At 48.0% G+C, this 16,353-nt stretch carries 15 protein-coding genes and 2 pseudogenes; 7 read left to right on the top strand and 10 right to left on the bottom strand.

Annotated elements, in window-relative coordinates; genetic code table 11:
* From gpsA to A7090_RS21265, 4 genes are all read right to left on the bottom strand, one after another.
* Positions 1-951: NAD(P)H-dependent glycerol-3-phosphate dehydrogenase (gpsA, locus tag A7090_RS21250; protein ID WP_105275432.1), on the bottom strand; the 951-nt coding region annotated here is incomplete at its 3' end.
* A complete protein-coding gene (gene secB, locus A7090_RS21255; RefSeq protein ID WP_000003382.1) occupies positions 951-1,418 on the bottom strand; it encodes a protein-export chaperone SecB in 468 nt (155 codons plus the stop codon). The genes gpsA and secB, both read right to left, overlap by 1 nt.
* Positions 1,419-1,480: 62 nt before the next feature.
* The gene (gene grxC, locus A7090_RS21260; RefSeq protein WP_000024392.1) at positions 1,481-1,732 is read right to left on the bottom strand and encodes a glutaredoxin 3; all 252 of its coding nucleotides are present in this window, start codon (positions 1,730-1,732) and stop codon (positions 1,481-1,483) included.
* A 140-nt stretch (positions 1,733-1,872) separates the two neighbouring features.
* The gene (locus tag A7090_RS21265; protein WP_105275433.1) at positions 1,873-2,304 is read right to left on the bottom strand and encodes a rhodanese-like domain-containing protein; all 432 of its coding nucleotides are present in this window, start codon (positions 2,302-2,304) and stop codon (positions 1,873-1,875) included.
* Positions 2,305-2,547: 243 nt separating this feature from the next.
* Between A7090_RS21265 and gpmM the strand changes: the two genes are divergently transcribed.
* The 3 genes from gpmM to A7090_RS21285 are packed head-to-tail and all read left to right on the top strand — an operon-like array spanning position 2,548 to position 6,348.
* Positions 2,548-4,092 carry a 2,3-bisphosphoglycerate-independent phosphoglycerate mutase gene (gene gpmM, locus A7090_RS21275; RefSeq protein WP_105275434.1) on the top strand — a complete coding sequence of 515 codons (1,545 nt, stop codon included), beginning with the start codon at positions 2,548-2,550 and terminating at the stop codon, positions 4,090-4,092.
* A 33-nt stretch (positions 4,093-4,125) separates the two neighbouring features.
* Positions 4,126-5,385 carry a murein hydrolase activator EnvC gene (envC, locus tag A7090_RS21280; protein ID WP_240246331.1) on the top strand — a complete coding sequence of 420 codons (1,260 nt, stop codon included), beginning with the start codon at positions 4,126-4,128 and terminating at the stop codon, positions 5,383-5,385.
* A gap of 3 nt (positions 5,386-5,388) precedes the next feature.
* On the top strand, positions 5,389-6,348 hold the full coding sequence (locus A7090_RS21285) for a divergent polysaccharide deacetylase family protein (RefSeq protein ID WP_105275436.1): 960 nt from the start codon (positions 5,389-5,391) through the stop codon (positions 6,346-6,348).
* Here the strand turns inward: A7090_RS21285 and A7090_RS21290 are convergent.
* From A7090_RS21290 to yibB, 4 genes and pseudogenes are all read right to left on the bottom strand, one after another.
* Positions 6,335-6,867: pseudogene (locus tag A7090_RS21290) on the bottom strand (glycosyltransferase); the annotation flags it as partial. The gene A7090_RS21285 and the pseudogene A7090_RS21290 sit on opposite strands and share 14 nt — an antisense overlap.
* Positions 6,868-6,902: 35 nt before the next feature.
* A complete protein-coding gene (gene tdh, locus A7090_RS21295) occupies positions 6,903-7,928 on the bottom strand; it encodes an L-threonine 3-dehydrogenase (protein WP_000645982.1) in 1,026 nt (341 codons plus the stop codon).
* A 9-nt stretch (positions 7,929-7,937) separates the two neighbouring features.
* On the bottom strand, positions 7,938-9,134 hold the full coding sequence (kbl, locus tag A7090_RS21300; protein WP_105275437.1) for a glycine C-acetyltransferase: 1,197 nt from the start codon (positions 9,132-9,134) through the stop codon (positions 7,938-7,940).
* 239 nt (positions 9,135-9,373) lie between these two features.
* Positions 9,374-10,231: a protein YibB gene (yibB, locus tag A7090_RS21305; protein WP_105275438.1), complete on the bottom strand. Its 858-nt coding sequence runs from the start codon at positions 10,229-10,231 to the stop codon at positions 9,374-9,376.
* Between the two features lie 301 nt (positions 10,232-10,532).
* Here yibB and rfaD point away from each other — a divergent pair, with 301 nt between their 5' ends.
* The 4 genes and pseudogenes from rfaD to rfaL all read left to right on the top strand — a co-directional run bounded on the left by rfaD (position 10,533) and on the right by rfaL (position 14,721).
* Positions 10,533-11,465: an ADP-glyceromanno-heptose 6-epimerase gene (gene rfaD / locus A7090_RS21310; RefSeq protein ID WP_105275439.1), complete on the top strand. Its 933-nt coding sequence runs from the start codon at positions 10,533-10,535 to the stop codon at positions 11,463-11,465.
* A gap of 9 nt (positions 11,466-11,474) precedes the next feature.
* Positions 11,475-12,521, top strand: a complete 1,047-nt coding sequence (gene rfaF, locus A7090_RS21315; RefSeq protein WP_105275440.1) for an ADP-heptose--LPS heptosyltransferase RfaF — start codon at positions 11,475-11,477, stop codon at positions 12,519-12,521.
* Between the two features lie 3 nt (positions 12,522-12,524).
* A pseudogene (gene rfaC, locus A7090_RS21320) lies at positions 12,525-13,516 on the top strand (lipopolysaccharide heptosyltransferase RfaC).
* Entirely contained in the window at positions 13,513-14,721 is a 1,209-nt protein-coding gene (gene rfaL, locus A7090_RS21325; RefSeq protein ID WP_105275442.1) for an O-antigen ligase RfaL, read from the top strand. Before rfaC ends, rfaL begins: the two are co-directional and overlap by 4 nt.
* A gap of 34 nt (positions 14,722-14,755) precedes the next feature.
* Here rfaL and A7090_RS21330 read toward each other — a convergent pair whose 3' ends face one another.
* Positions 14,756-15,898 (bottom strand): lipopolysaccharide N-acetylglucosaminyltransferase, encoded by a 1,143-nt coding sequence (locus A7090_RS21330; RefSeq protein ID WP_105275443.1) that lies wholly within the window; start codon positions 15,896-15,898, stop codon positions 14,756-14,758.
* An 8-nt stretch (positions 15,899-15,906) separates the two neighbouring features.
* A partial coding sequence (locus tag A7090_RS21335; RefSeq protein WP_274541181.1) for a glycosyltransferase family 8 protein occupies positions 15,907-16,353 on the bottom strand: 447 nt, incomplete at its 5' end.

Raw genomic sequence — 16,353 nt, forward strand, 5'->3', positions numbered from 1 at the left:
CCCGAATAATACTTCTGTATAATTTCCCGCGGTTATTGGCATGACAACCCCGAACCGATGCCCAAGTCCGCGGCCTTCTTCCGTATTGCGGTAGCCTTCCACCCCCTGACCAATCTGCTCCTGCGCGTTTTGTACATCCATGCCCTGACCGAGCATCATGCCAAAACGGCGGTTACGCGACTGGTTGTCGGTACAGGTAAGCACCAGATCGCCCAGCCCCGCCATGCCCATAAAGGTGGCAGGATCGGCACCCAGCGCCGCGCCAAGACGCGACATTTCAGCCAGCCCACGGGTGATCAGAGCCGTACGCGCATTTGCGCCAAAACCGATACCGTCAGACATCCCTGCTCCTATGGCAATGACGTTTTTCACCGCGCCGCCAAGCTGCACACCAATGAAATCCGGGTTGCTATAAACGCGGAAACTTTTGCCGCAGTGCAGCAGTTGCTGGAGATCATCGGCAAAAGTCTGGTCGGTAGAGGCCAGCGAAATAGCCGTCGGTAAACCTGCCGCCAGTTCTTTCGCAAACGTTGGGCCAGAGATAACCGCCAGCGGAATGTGATCGCCTAATGCCTCACGCGCCACATCCTGTAACAGACGTCCGGTTTCCGCTTCCAGACCTTTGGTTGCCCACACCAGACGCGCATCAGAACGCATCAGCGGTTTAATCTGACGCAGCACTTCACCAAAGACATGGCTGGGTACGACGACGAGAATATTACGACTGGCAGCCAGTGCGGTGGCGAGATCGCTTTCAAGGTGGAGCGTATCGGGAAAAGGCACGTCGGAAAGAAACGCGGCGTTACAGCGGTCGCGTTCAAGCGTTGCGATATGTTCAGGGTCATGGCCCCAGAGGACAACCTCGTGGCCATTTCTTGCCAGGGTGATGGCAAGAGCGGTGCCGTACGAGCCGGCACCGATCACAGTCATTGAAGCATTACGTTGGTTCATCAGGCATCCTGATGTTCTTCAGTACCTTCGCCAGCCTGCTGCTGCAAATAGTTCATGAACAGCGCATCGAAATTAACCGGCGCAAGGTTCAGTTGCGGGAATGTACCGCGGGATACCATGCTGGTGATGCACTCACGAGCATACGGGAACAGAATGTTCGGGCAGTATGCGCCCAGGCAATGTGCCATCTGGGTGCCTTCGATACCCGCGATGGAGAAAATACCGCCCTGCTGCACTTCACACAGGAACGCGGTTTCTTCGCCCAGAGAGGCCGTTACGGTAACACGCAGTACCACTTCGTAAACGTCATCTGCCAGTTGAGTAGATGCCGTATCCAGATCAAGTTTAACTTCTGGCTGCCAATCTTTCTGGAAAACGTGCGGCGCGTTCGGCGCTTCGAAAGAAATATCCTTGGTATAAATACGTTGGATCTGGAAAGTCATTTCGGTGTTGTTTTGTTCTGACATGTGTAGAAAACCCTTAAGTGTTGTCCTTAAATACTGCGCAATGTAATGCCAACGTTCACACGTTATTTCAGCAGGGGATCCAGTCCACCACGTGCATCCAATGCATACAAGTCATCACAGCCGCCAATGTGCTGTGCGTCAATAAAAATCTGGGGAACCGTGGTGCGACCGCTGCGTTTGATCATCTCTTCACGCTTGGCGGCATTGCCATCGATCGGCAGTTCCTGAAAACTCACGCCCTTGCTGCTCAGCAGTGCTTTTGCACGATGGCAATACGGGCAGGTTTCTTTGGTATAGATTTCAACATTGGCCATAACTTAGCTCCTGTTTTTTTACCCTGAAATTTCATGTTGCAGGGCGGCAGCAAAATGGAGTGTCCCCAGAAGCTTATAACAATAAGTCGCTGGGGCCTAATTGCAGCTAACGGCCTGCATCATGAAAGACGGCAGGTAAATTATTTACCGCGCACCAAAGGCAAATTTTCGCCAGCCCAGCCAGCGATGCCCTCTTTCAGCACGAATACTTGTGCAAAACCCGCTTTCGTCAGTGCGTTTGCAGGCTCCTGGCACTGCATGCCAGAACCGTCTACCACGATAACCGGTTTGTCTTTGTGCTTATCAAGCTCACCAACATTGTTGGCTTTGATTTCGCTCGGCAACAGATTGATAGAACCTGCGATATGGCCTTTGCGGAAGTCATCACGCTGACGTAAATCCACAACCACAGCGTCTTCTTTGTTGATCAGACGCGTAGCTTCACCACGAGTAATCGCCTTCACTTTCGAGGTCAGGCTCTTAAACGTAGTCACAAGAACCGCCACCAGTAACGCGATCCAGGCGATACTCAGTATGGGATGACGGCCAACAAATTGCATAATTTCTTGCATGGGGGGTAACAACTCCCGACGTAGTGATTAAAAAACCAGGAAAGGAGTATACCTGCGCGGTGCGGCAAATACAGCCAGCGCGTTAACTGGAATGCAATTTTGCGGGGCGCGACGAAAAAAAAGCGCAAATCTGGCATCAGCTTGTCGCGAGCGGTCGTATATTTTGATCTTCAGAGGCTATTTTATCGATTCAGCTGTAGTAAAATTACGCAAATTTTGACTCTTGAGTATGAGGTTGTCGCAATGTCGATTTCTAAAAAACCGATGGTACTGGTGATTCTCGATGGCTATGGCTATCGTGAAGAACAGCAGGATAACGCCATTTTTAGTGCTAAAACTCCGGTAATGGATGCACTGTGGGCTAATCGTCCGCATACCCTGATCGACGCTTCCGGTCTGGAAGTCGGTCTGCCTGACCGTCAGATGGGGAATTCCGAAGTAGGCCACGTGAACCTGGGTGCCGGCCGCATCGTGTATCAGGACCTGACTCGTCTGGACGTTGAAATCAAAGATCGCGCTTTCTTTGCTAATCCCGTGCTGACTGGCGCGGTAGATAAAGCAAAAAACGCAGGCAAAGCAGTACACATTATGGGTCTGCTCTCCGCAGGCGGCGTACACAGCCACGAAGATCACATCATGGCGATGGTAGAACTGGCAGCTGAACGCGGCGCAGAAAAAATCTACCTGCACGCATTCCTTGACGGTCGCGACACTCCACCGCGCAGTGCTGAATCCTCGCTGAAAAAATTCGAAGAGAAATTTGCCGCGCTGGGCAAAGGCCGCGTAGCGTCCATCATTGGTCGTTACTACGCGATGGACCGCGATAACCGTTGGGATCGCGTTGAAAAAGCGTATGACCTGCTGACGCTGGCACAGGGTGAATTCCAGGCCGATACCGCCGTTGCTGGTTTGCAGGCAGCTTATGCTCGCGACGAAAACGACGAGTTCGTGAAAGCGACCGTTATTCGTGCAGAAGGTCAGCCTGACGCGGCAATGGAAGACGGTGATGCGCTGATTTTCATGAACTTCCGTGCTGACCGTGCGCGTGAAATCACGCGTGCGTTCGTAAATGCTGATTTCGATGGCTTCGTGCGTAAGAAAGTGGTTAACGTGGATTTCGTGATGCTGACCGAATACGCCGCTGACATCAAAACTGCGGTTGCTTACCCACCCGCTTCCCTGGTTAATACCTTCGGCGAGTGGATGGCGAAAAACGACAAAACTCAGTTGCGTATTTCCGAAACTGAAAAATATGCCCACGTCACTTTCTTCTTCAACGGTGGTGTAGAAGAGTCTTTCAAAGGCGAAGATCGCATTCTGATCAACTCACCGAAAGTGGCTACCTACGATCTGCAACCGGAAATGAGTTCCGCTGAGCTGACCGAAAAACTGGTTGCTGCCATCAAGAGCGGCAAATACGACACCATTATCTGTAACTATCCGAACGGCGACATGGTAGGTCACACCGGGGTGATGGAAGCGGCGGTTAAAGCGGTTGAAGCGCTTGATTACTGCGTGGATGAAGTCGCGAAAGCGGTTGAGTCCGTAGGTGGACAACTGCTGATCACCGCTGACCACGGTAACGCTGAACAGATGCGCGATCCGGCAACGGGTCAGGCGCACACGGCACACACCAACCTGCCAGTGCCGCTGATTTACGTTGGCGACAAGAACGTGAAAGCAGTTGAAGGCGGCAAACTTTCTGACATCGCGCCGACTATGTTGTCGCTGATGGGTATGGAAATCCCGCAAGAGATGACTGGTAAGCCGCTGTTCATCGTGGAATAATCCCTCCCCATGAGGGGAAAGGCGATTAATACCATGACACGGGCCGTAAAACCGCGCAGGTTTGCAATCAGGCCCATCATCTACGCCAGCGTTCTTAGCGCTGGCGTATTGTTGTGCGCCTTTTCCACCCACGCGGATGAGCGTGACCAACTCAAATCTATTCAGGCCGATATCGCCGCGAAAGAGCGCGCGGTACGCCAAAAGCAACAACAACGTGCAAGCCTGCTTGCTCAGCTGAAAAAGCAGGAAGAAGCGATCTCTGAAGCCACCCGTAAACTGCGCGAAACGCAAAACACGCTCAATCAACTGAATCAACAGATTGATGAGATGAATGCCTCGATTGCCAAACTGGAGCAACAAAAAGCCGCTCAGGAGCGCAGCCTTGCCGCGCAACTGGATGCCGCATTCCGTCAGGGCGAGCATACCGGTATTCAGCTGATCCTCAGCGGTGAAGAAAGCCAGCGTGGTCAGCGTTTGCAGGCTTATTTCGGTTATCTCAACCAGGCGCGCCAAGAAACCATTGCTCAGTTGAAACAAACGCGTGAAGAAGTCGCTATGCAACGCGCCGAGCTGGAAGAGAAACAGAGCGAGCAACAAACACTGTTATATGAGCAGCGCGCCCAACAGGCGAAGCTGACCCAGGCGCTGAACGAGCGTAAGAAAACGCTGGCAGGGCTGGAGTCTTCCATCCAGCAAGGTCAACAGCAGTTGAGCGAGTTGCGCGCCAACGAATCCCGCCTGCGTAACAGCATTGCTCGTGCAGAAGCGGCGGCGAAAGCACGTGCTGAACGTGAGGCGCGCGAAGCTCAGGCCGTTCGCGACCGCCAGAAAGAAGCGACACGCAAAGGCACCACCTACAAACCGACCGAAAGCGAAAAATCGCTGATGTCCCGAACTGGTGGCCTGGGTGTACCGCGTGGTCAGGCATTCTGGCCGGTTCGCGGGCCAACGCTGCATCGCTATGGCGAGCAGTTACAGGGTGAATTGCGCTGGAAAGGAATGGTTATCGGTGCCTCTGAAGGTACTGAAGTTAAAGCGATTGCCGACGGTCGGGTGATTCTGGCTGACTGGCTGCAAGGCTACGGTCTGGTGGTGGTGGTTGAGCATGGTAAAGGCGACATGAGTCTTTACGGCTATAATCAGAGCGCACTGGTGAGCGTTGGTTCGCAGGTTCGCGCGGGCCAGCCAATTGCACTGGTGGGCAGCAGTGGTGGTCAGGGTCGGCCTTCACTCTATTTCGAAATTCGCCGCCAGGGTCAGGCGGTCAATCCACAGCCGTGGTTGGGAAGATAAGTTTTGTTTCCATTTCGTCGTAACGTTCTTGCATTTGCCGCTCTGTTGGCGTTCTCCTCCCCTGTAATTGCTGGCAAACTTGCCATCGTCATTGATGATTTTGGTTATCGCCCGCACAACGAAAACCAGGTGCTGGCGATGCCCTCCGCTATCTCCGTCGCCGTGTTACCCGATTCACCGCACGCCAGAGAGATGGCGACCAAAGCGCATAACAGCGGTCACGAAGTGTTAATTCATCTACCGATGGCACCACTGAGTAAGCAGCCGCTGGAGAAAAATACGCTGCGCCCGGAGATGAGCAGCGACGAGATTGAGCGCATCATTCATAGTGCAGTCAATAACGTGCCCTATGCCGTGGGGATCAACAACCACATGGGCAGCAAGATGACCTCTAACCTGTTTGGTATGCAGAAAGTGATGCAGGCGCTGGAGCGTTACAATCTTTACTTCCTCGACAGCGTAACCATCGGTAATACCCAGGCGATGCGCGCCGCGCAAGGCACTGGCGTGAAAGTGATCAAACGGAAAGTGTTCCTCGACGATTCGCAAAATGAAGCGGACATTCGTGTGCAGTTTAATCGTGCAATTGACCTCGCGCGTCGCAACGGTTCAACCATCGCCATTGGGCATCCTCACCCTTCTACGGTACGCGTGCTACAACAGATGGTTTATAACCTGCCGCCAGACATTACGCTGGTGAAAGCCAGCAGCTTGCTGAATGAACCGCAGATTGATACTTCTACACCGCCGAAGAACACTGTGCCCGATGCACCACGTAATCCGTTCCGTGGCGTGAAGCTGTGTAAACCGAAGAAACCGCTGGAACCGGTTTATGCTAATCGCTTCTTTGAAGTATTAAGCGAAAGCATCAGCCAGAGCACGCTGATCGTTTACTTCCAGCATCAGTGGCAAGGCTGGGGCAAACAGCCCGAAGCGGCGAAGCTTAACGTTAGCGCAAATTAAAGGCGCTAGGCGTAATGCGATGGTGCGACCGCGTTTTGTCGCGCCATTGCCATAAGCGGAAAGACCACAGTAACGCCTGATAACCCACCTTTACGCTGCGGACATTGGTAATCAGGCGATTATACATACCGGAAGTAAATATCTCGGCAATCATCCGCTGGCGGGTAATCTTAATATAATGACGTTGATAATTAAGATTTTTATTGCCTTGTCTGTTCACCGACTCACTGACGTATTATGTAGATAATATTTATATAACGACTGCTCGGTATATCGTGCACGCATCGCGTTAAACATAAATTCTGTTGTCCAGACAATATCCTGATGATGTAATCCGACAATAAATTTAATGTTATTTTTAACAATGACATCGCGGTGATAAAGCCCCATCCGCAGCCAGTCCGGACCGGTTAATACGCCGGTTGAGCGAAGACGATCGGTAGGAATAGATTGCCAGGTTTCCCCCGTTTCACGAAAACACCAGTCAGCGTTGCACTGCGCCACGTCGAGGTCATCCTCAGGAAAAAGGGCTGGAATACCAGCCCTTGTTCATGTTAATCCCAGCTCAGGATAACTTTCCCGGACTGACCTGAGCGCATAGCGTCAAAGCCCTTCTGGAAATCATCGATAGAGAAACGATGGGTAATGATCGGCGAGAGATCGAGGCCAGACTGAATCAGCGCCGCCATCTTGTACCAGGTTTCAAACATCTCACGACCGTAAATGCCTTTAATGAACAAGCCTTTAAAGATCACTTTCGTCCAGTCGATAGACATATCAGACGGTGGAATACCCAGCATCGCAATACGACCGCCGTGGTTCATGGTGTCGAGCATGGTACGAAACGCTGGCGGCGCACCGGACATTTCCAGACCCACATCAAACCCTTCGGTCATGCCCAGTTCTGCCATCACATCATTGAGGTTTTCTTTGGCGACGTTAACCGCACGGGTGATGCCCATTTTACGTGCCAGCTCAAGGCGGTATTCATTAACATCAGTGATCACCACGTTACGAGCACCAACGTGTTTCGCCACCGCCGCAGCCATAATACCTATTGGGCCTGCACCAGAAACCAGCACATCTTCACCCACCAGATCGAACGACAGCGCCGTATGTACAGCATTTCCGAACGGATCAAAAATGGAGGCCAGGTCATCGGAGATATTATCGGGGATTTTGAAGGCGTTGAACGCCGGAATCACCAGATATTCGGCGAAGCAGCCCGGACGGTTAACGCCGACGCCGATCGTGTTGCGGCACAGATGGGTACGACCGCCACGACAGTTGCGACAGTGACCGCAGGTGATATGGCCTTCACCAGACACGCGATCGCCAATCTTGAAGCCTTTCACTTCCTGGCCAATACCGACCACTTCACCGACATATTCATGGCCTACGACCATCGGCACTGGGATGGTTTTTTGCGACCACTCATCCCAGTTATAGATGTGAACGTCAGTCCCGCAGATGGCTGTTTTACGGATTTTAATCAGCAGATCATTATGCCCGAGCTCCGGTTCAGGAACGTCGGTCATCCAGATGCCCTCTTCCGCTTTCAGTTTGGATAACGCTTTCATCTCACATCCTCAGGCGATAACGCCCAGTTGTTTACCAATACGCGTGAATGCGTCTACCGCACGCGTAATTTGCTCAGGGGTATGGGCCGCAGACATCTGAGTACGAATACGCGCCTGACCTTTCGGTACGACCGGATAGAAGAAACCGGTGACGTAAATGCCCTCTTTTTGCAGCTCACGAGCAAATTTCTGCGCCACTACCGCATCGCCAAGCATGACCGGAATAATGGCGTGATCGGCTCCCGCCAGGGTAAAACCCGCCGCCGACATTTGCTCACGGAACTGACGCGCGTTCGCCCACAGACGGTCACGCAGCTCGCTACCCGCTTCAACCATCTCCAGCACTTTGATGGACGCGGCTACAATGGCTGGTGCCAGCGAGTTGGAGAACAGGTACGGACGAGAACGCTGGCGCAGCCACTCAACCACTTCTTTGCGCGCCGCGGTATAACCACCAGAAGCCCCGCCCAGCGCTTTACCGAGCGTGCCGGTGATAATATCGACCCGGCCCATCACATCGCAGTATTCATGGGAACCACGACCATTTTCACCGACAAAACCGACCGCGTGAGAGTCATCCACCATCACCAACGCATCGTATTTATCGGCGAGATCGCAAACGCCTTTCAGGTTAGCAATCACGCCGTCCATCGAGAACACACCGTCGGTGGCAATCAGCACATGACGCGCACCGGCTTCACGCGCTTCTTTCAGACGAGCTTCCAGCTCCTGCATATCGTTGTTGGCATAGCGATAGCGTTTGGCTTTGCACAAACGCACGCCATCAATAATAGACGCGTGGTTCAGTGCATCGGAGATAATGGCGTCTTCCGCGCCCAGCAGCGTTTCAAACAGGCCACCGTTAGCATCAAAGCAGGAAGAGTAGAGAATCGCATCTTCCATCCCCAGGAATGCCGCCAGTTTTTGTTCAAGCTCTTTATGGCTGTCCTGAGTGCCGCAGATAAAACGTACTGAAGCCATGCCGAAACCATGAGAATCCATTCCCGCCTTTGCCGCCGCAATCAGATCCGGATGATTCGCCAACCCGAGATAATTGTTGGCACAAAAGTTAATGACGTGGCTTCCATCAGCCACAGTGATGTCTGCTTGCTGCGCAGACGTAATAATGCGCTCTTCTTTAAACAACCCTTCCACCCTTGCGGTTTCCAGATCGTTGGTTAATTGCTGATAAAATTCTCCACGCATTGCGATTCTCCAGACAGGGCAAATTCCAGCACATATTACCCAAACTTATAGGTCGCGACGAGATGACGCGTTAACACTTCTGCAAAATTCAGGATAAATAACGTGTATCTTGATGTCTCTTAACATCCACAGATAGTAGAAAAAATGTACAGTTTTGGTAGGACATAATGATGCGTGATTTTACCGCATTTTTTCTATCCCATTTGGTATCAAAACGCTACCCACTAATGGAGGAAAACCTATTTTCTTGAAAGGAAAATTCTCAGCGCCTGCATTTTTGCCCCTAAAGTGTTGCTCCTGAAGCAGCGAAACAAATCGAACCATTTTCCTCTCCCCAGATAGTTTAGGTTGAAGAGATCGGAGCGTTTGTAATAACACATGACAAAAATGCCCTGGTCATCATCCACAATGTTATTGTTTAGTATTATTTTTTGACTTTCCAGAACTAATTTATAGAATTCTTTCCATTTATGCCGGGAACCAACAATTGCACCACCAATAATATATACATGATTGCCAATCATGAAATCAAAAGCCTGCTGTTGAGATGTGACTGTAAGTCCTTTTTTTATGGTGAAAAGATGTATCTTATTTTCATCAAATGGGAAATCCCAAACTTTCAATCCTCGAGTTACATTTGGCTTACGGCAATAACCAAAATCTATCCACGCAACAAGAGGAGTCTTCACTAACCCCATGTTGATAGCTTTATTTACAAAATAGGCCTTAAGGTTACATACCAGGACATACTCTGGTGACCAGTACTCTGGATTTTTCAATTGTCGAGGCTCAAGTCTATTTGTAAATGACTCATCTTTTTGAATTTTTTCGATACGACTTCTGATATATCTAAATTTCTTTTTTATATCGATAGCGATAACCGTTGTTGGTTTTCCGTTGCGAATCGCTTCAACCCTTGGTTTCAAATCGGGAGAAGTGAAAACAATCATCTCATTTTCAAGTGCGGCCAGGCGTTCAAAGTAACTAAAATAAACATCAACTGAACGAGCGAGTTTTTCACGGAACCCTTTATTAGCAGTCCAATCCCCTCTACCAATGTCAAAATAAGCAGTGATAATTGTGGTGGATGATTTCATTACTAATAAACCATTAATATAAAAATAGAATTATATCACAAATATTAACAGAGTGTATACTGTATATTATTCATTCAAATGCTCCTGCTTTAATCATACATCGTAATATTGATACAGAAGCACTCTTCCAGTACAAAACCAAAATCAACCACGCAGAACTAGCTTCGGCCTAAACCAATTTGTTGCCATTAGCATCCTTGCGACTGTGTGTAAATGGCTGAAGGGATTCGGATGTGATGGTATGATTACAGACATTCGTGTCTGAGATTGTCTCTGACTCCATAATTCGAAGGTTAAAGTTATGATCATCGTTACCGGCGGCGCGGGCTTTATCGGCAGCAACATCGTTAAGGCCCTGAATGATAAAGGCATCACCGATATTCTGGTGGTGGACAACCTGAAAGACGGCACCAAGTTTGTAAACCTGGTGGATCTGAATATCGCGGACTATATGGATAAGGAAGACTTCCTGATCCAGATTATGGCGGGCGAAGAGTTCGGCGATGTCGAAGCGATTTTCCACGAAGGCGCATGCTCATCCACCACCGAGTGGGACGGCAAGTATATGATGGATAACAACTATCAATACTCCAAAGAGCTGCTGCACTACTGCCTGGAGCGCGAAATTCCGTTCCTGTATGCATCTTCCGCAGCCACCTACGGTGGACGCACCTCCGACTTTATTGAATCCCGTGAGTACGAAAAACCGTTGAACGTCTACGGTTACTCAAAATTCCTTTTTGATGAATATGTTCGCCAAATCCTGCCAGAAGCAAACTCACAGATTGTTGGCTTCCGCTATTTCAACGTTTATGGACCGCGTGAAGGCCATAAAGGCAGCATGGCGAGTGTCGCTTTCCATCTCAACACTCAGCTTAACAACGGTGAATCGCCGAAACTGTTCGAAGGTAGCGGAAACTTTAAACGCGACTTCGTCTACGTGGGTGATGTGGCTGATGTGAATCTGTGGTTCCTGGAAAATGGCGTTTCCGGCATCTTCAACCTCGGTACCGGTCGTGCGGAATCCTTCCAGGCTGTAGCCGATGCGACGCTGGCTTATCACAAGAAAGGTCAGATCGAATACATTCCGTTCCCGGATAAACTGAAAGGCCGCTATCAGGCATTCACTCAGGCAGATCTGACAAATCTGCGCGCGGCGGGTTACGATAAACCGTTCAAAACCGTTGCTGAAGGTGTAACGGAATACATGGCCTGGCTAAATCGCGACGCATAAGAGCACAGCATGAAAATACTGGTGATCGGCCCGTCTTGGGTTGGCGACATGATGATGTCGCAAAGTCTCTATCGCACGCTCCAGGCGCGCTATCCCCAGGCGATAATCGACGTGATGGCACCGGCATGGTGCCGTCCGTTATTATCGCGGATGCCGGAAGTTAACGAAGCTATCCCTATGCCTCTCGGTCACGGATCGCTGGAAATCGGCGAGCGTCGCAAACTGGGTCATAGTCTGCGCGAAAAGCGCTATGACCGCGCCTATGTCTTACCCAACTCTTTCAAATCCGCATTAGTGCCTTTCTTCGCGGGTATTCCTCATCGCACCGGCTGGCGCGGCGAGATGCGCTACGGTTTACTCAACGATGTGCGTGTGCTCGATAAAGCTGCCTGGCCGCTAATGGTGGAACGCTATGTCGCGCTGGCCTATGACAAAGGCATTATGCGTACAGCACAAGATCTACCGCAGCCATTGTTATGGCCGCAGTTGCAGGTGAGCGAAGGTGAAAAATCATATACCTGTAATCAATTTTCGCTTTCATCAGAACGTCCAATGATTGGCTTTTGCCCGGGTGCGGAGTTTGGCCCAGCGAAACGCTGGCCACACTACCACTATGCGGAGTTGGCAAAGCAGCTGATTGATGAAGGTTATCAGGTGATTCTGTTTGGCTCGGCGAAAGATCATGAAGCGGGCAATGAGATTCTTGCCGCTTTGAATAGCGGGCAGCAGGCGTGGTGTCGGAATCTGGCGGGGGAAACACAGCTTGATCAAGCGGTTATCCTGATTGCAGCCTGTAAGGCCATTGTCACTAACGATTCTGGTCTGATGCACGTTGCGGCGGCGCTCAATCGTCCGCTGGTTGCCCTGTATGGTCCGAGTAGCCCAGACTTCACACCGCCGCTATCCCATAAAGCGCGCGTGATTCGCCTGATTACTGGTTACCACAAAGTACGCAAAGGCGACGCTGCGGAGGGTTATCACCAAAGCTTGATCGACATTACTCCCCAGCGCGTACTGGAAGAACTCAACGCGCTATTGTTACAAGAGGAAGCCTGACAGATGCGGGTTCTGATCGTTAAAACATCGTCGATGGGCGATGTTCTCCATACCCTGCCCGCACTCACTGATGCCCAGCAGGCAATCCCGGAGGTTAAGTTTGACTGGGTCGTGGAAGAAGGGTTCGCACAAATTCCTTCCTGGCATGCCGCCGTTGAGCGGGTTATTCCTGTAGCAATACGTCGCTGGCGCAAAGCATGGTTTTCAGCCCCCATTAAAGCGGAGCGCAAAGCGTTTTGTGAGGCGCTACAGGCAGAGAACTACGACGCAATTATCGACGCACAGGGGCTGGTTAAAAGCGCGGCGCTGGTGACGCGTCTGGCACATGGCGTAAAGCACGGAATGGATTGGCAAACCGCTCGCGAACCGCTGGCAAGTCTGTTTTACAATCGTAAGCATCATATTGCAAAACAGCAGCACGCTGTAGAACGTACCCGCGAACTGTTTGCCAAAAGTCTGGGCTATAGCAAACCGCAAACCCAGGGCAATTATGCTATCGCACAGCATTTCCTGACGAACCTGCCAACAGATGCTGGCGAATATGCCGTATTTCTTCATGCAACGACCCGTGATGATAAACACTGGCCGGAAGAACACTGGCGAGAATTGATTGGTTTACTGGCAGATTCAGGGATTCGCATTAAACTTCCGTGGGGTGCGCCGCATGAGGAAGAACGTGCGAAACGGCTGGCAGAAGGATTTGCGTATGTTGAAGTATTGCCGAAGATGAGTCTGGAAGGCATTGCCTACGTGCTGGCCGGGGCTAAATTTGTTGTGTCAGTCGATACAGGGTTAAGCCATTTAACAGCAGCTCTGGATCGACCAAATATCACGGTTTATGGGCCAACCGATCCGGGATTAATTGGCGGGTATGGGAAGAATCAAGTAGAGTGTCGTTCTACAAGTATGTCTCTTGCAGATTTGCCAGCTCAAATCGTTTTTGAAAAATTAAATTTTAGATAATAATCAATAAGTTGACATCGGAGATAAGATGACCTCAACATTATTTTTCTCTCTCGAGAAAAAAAACTGGATAACGTACTGGAACAGAGCTCTCGTATTCTTGTTCATTACCACCTATTTTTTGGGCGGGATTACAAGGTATAAACATCTTATTGTTATTCTTATGACAATAACGACAATCGTCTATCTCTGCAAACGGCCAAAACACTATGTTTCACTATTTAAAACATTTCTTTTTGGTAGTGTTGCCATATTAACTATTGCTGCATTGCTATCACTTGTTCAATCCCCAGATGCAGGTGCTAGTATGAAGGAAATTTTCAAAGCTATCATTGAAAATACTTTGCTATGCACAATAGCAATACCAGTCATATTGAAAGACGAGAAAAGAGAAGATGTCGAAAAAATCGTTCTCTTCTCATTTATTAGTGCGTTAGGCTTACGCTGTTTTTCTGAATTGATTGCCTATTATAAGGACTATCAACAAGGGGTAATGCCATTCGCAGATTATAGGCACCGCAGCATTTCTGATTCGATGGTCTTTTTATTTCCAGCATTGTTAAATCTATGGCTTTTCAAATCAGCAAAATACCGTATTTCTTTTGCGATTCTAAGCGTTGTTTTTATTTTTCTGATATTAGGAACTTTATCCAGAGGTGCCTGGCTTTCAGTGTTAATCATTGGATTAATATGGATTCTGATGTTTAAACAATGGAAGTTACTATTAGTAGGAGTAATGGTTTCCATCATTGTATTGTCGGTTATTTTCACACATAAGGAGATGACCGAAAAGTTAACGTATAAACTTCAACAAACTAATAGTTCCTATCGCTATGAAAATGGTACTCAAGGCAGCGCACTCGATCTAATATTAGAAAATCCTGTTATTGGTTACGGTTACGGTAACGTTGCATATAAAGATGTCTATAATAAACGTGTCGTTGATTATCCGGAATGGACCTTTAGACAATCGATAGGGCCACATAATTTTGCACTGTTTATCTGGTTTGGTACGGGTTTATTAGGGCTGATAAGCCTTATGATGCTCTACTGCGCAATATTGAAAGAATGTTTAAAAAATGGCGACCAGAATAAATACCATTCGCCATATAATGCATATTATATAATCTTACTATCTTTTATAGGATATTTTGTTATCCGTGGAAATGTTGAACAAATTGAACCAAATTTATTAGGGGTTTACGCTGGCCTATTATTAGCGATGAAAAACAAGTAAAAAATAAAAAGGTTGCATAATGCGGCCTTTTTATTTATTCAAACCAATTATGAATAACCTCTTCAAATCTTTGAGTTACGCCATCCCAACTATAGTGATCAAACACAAAACTCTGACCTTGCTTTGCAACTGCTGTTAATTCAGGATTCGCTAACGTTTTTAAAATATCGCTGCTTATGGAGTCTGCAGTCATAGGCTCTTTTAAATGGAATCCAGTAGTATTTTCTTTGACAAATTCCGTCATCCCCCCACGCGTACTCACTAAAACAGGCTTACCAGCACCCATAGCCTCAATTGCCACCATGCAAAATGGTTCCTGGAACTGGGAAGGGATGACGACTAAATCTGCCAGTGGGTAATAGCAATGCATCTTTTCAGGCGGTACGCTTCCTAACATAATGCAACGATCCTGCAAACGTTTTGCAATTTCCCTGACATTGCGTTGATAGGCACCTTTGTCACTTTTGCTCATTTCCGTATAATCACCAATAACCACTAATTTTAAATTTTTGTGAGAAGCGGCCAATCTTTCGAATGATTGCATCAAAAGTAATATGCCTTTGTCAAGGACGATACGCCCTGCGAAAAAAATAATTTTCTCTTCAGGAGAGATATTAAGTTCGCTTCTAGTGATCGGCTGAAAAGCAGATTGATAGGTTTCTAAATCAATTCCATTTGGCACAATCTCAATATCTGCATTTGCTAAATAAGATTGGTAATACTTTTTCAAGTATAAACTAGGCACTATCATTTTAACATTTTGCTCAAGCAATTTTGGTTCAAATGCATTATGCATATGTATAACCACTCTTGCCTTAGGAGCTCGCTTACGAATTTGAGCGTATAGCTTCATGCTATTGTGAACTACAATTACACTTTCTTTCGTTATAGGGAAATCATGTGCAATATTCAGTATCCTCTGTGAATATGGAAGAGGATCAAGTCTTGTCCATTTTTGAAATAACCGCTTATATATGCGGCTGAATCCAACCCTATAAATACTACAATTATTATTAACAAAAGTGTAATTTGAGTATCCTGGATTTTTGATACAAACAATACGATTTGGGAAACTGGTACGCTGAGCAACCTGATACATCCACGTTTCAACAGCGGCCGCACCGCGAGGAGGAATTGAAAAAATAGGAGTAACTGTAAATATTATTTTATCAACCATCTCTAATATTAACCTTTCATAACATTATATTTAATTGCTGTGAAAACACCATCAAAAAACTTTTTCTGGTAAAGTAAGTGTTTATATTTTTCTTTGTACTCATGTTTTTTAACAGCTTTTTTATAAGGTATATTTCGCCATGGTGATATATTATAAATATTACGAAAATAATCTGCCGATGGATAGGTCGCCCAATCATGCCATGGCTTAGTTACACCAGTATAATGTATGAAGACAGTTTCATCATTAATAAACCTGGTGTAATATTCACTATCTTTTTCTTCAAATTCTGACTTTATAGTATAAATACAATTATATTTTCTCGGTAATATTTTAGCATGATGCAAGAACATTAAATTCAAAATATCTTGATCCGGATACTTTAATTTTTTAATAATTGACTCATCTGATAATAGTTCAAAAAATTTCTCCGTTAGTCTTTGTTTTAACCATTT

Source organism: Escherichia sp. MOD1-EC7003 (genome assembly GCF_002965065.1).
GTDB lineage: Bacteria > Pseudomonadota > Gammaproteobacteria > Enterobacterales > Enterobacteriaceae > Escherichia.

Coding starts and splice junctions, on each gene's coding strand:
- secB (WP_000003382.1), bottom strand. CDS start 1,418: ATGTCAGAACAAAACAACACCGAAATGACTTTCCAGATCCAACGTATT.
- grxC (WP_000024392.1), bottom strand. CDS start 1,732: ATGGCCAATGTTGAAATCTATACCAAAGAAACCTGCCCGTATTGCCAT.
- A7090_RS21265 (WP_105275433.1), bottom strand. CDS start 2,304: ATGCAAGAAATTATGCAATTTGTTGGCCGTCATCCCATACTGAGTATC.
- gpmM (WP_105275434.1), top strand. CDS start 2,548: ATGTCGATTTCTAAAAAACCGATGGTACTGGTGATTCTCGATGGCTAT.
- envC (WP_240246331.1), top strand. CDS start 4,126: ATGACACGGGCCGTAAAACCGCGCAGGTTTGCAATCAGGCCCATCATC.
- tdh (WP_000645982.1), bottom strand. CDS start 7,928: ATGAAAGCGTTATCCAAACTGAAAGCGGAAGAGGGCATCTGGATGACC.
- kbl (WP_105275437.1), bottom strand. CDS start 9,134: ATGCGTGGAGAATTTTATCAGCAATTAACCAACGATCTGGAAACCGCA.
- yibB (WP_105275438.1), bottom strand. CDS start 10,231: ATGAAATCATCCACCACAATTATCACTGCTTATTTTGACATTGGTAGA.
- rfaD (WP_105275439.1), top strand. CDS start 10,533: ATGATCATCGTTACCGGCGGCGCGGGCTTTATCGGCAGCAACATCGTT.
- rfaF (WP_105275440.1), top strand. CDS start 11,475: ATGAAAATACTGGTGATCGGCCCGTCTTGGGTTGGCGACATGATGATG.
- rfaL (WP_105275442.1), top strand. CDS start 13,513: ATGACCTCAACATTATTTTTCTCTCTCGAGAAAAAAAACTGGATAACG.
- A7090_RS21330 (WP_105275443.1), bottom strand. CDS start 15,898: ATGGTTGATAAAATAATATTTACAGTTACTCCTATTTTTTCAATTCCT.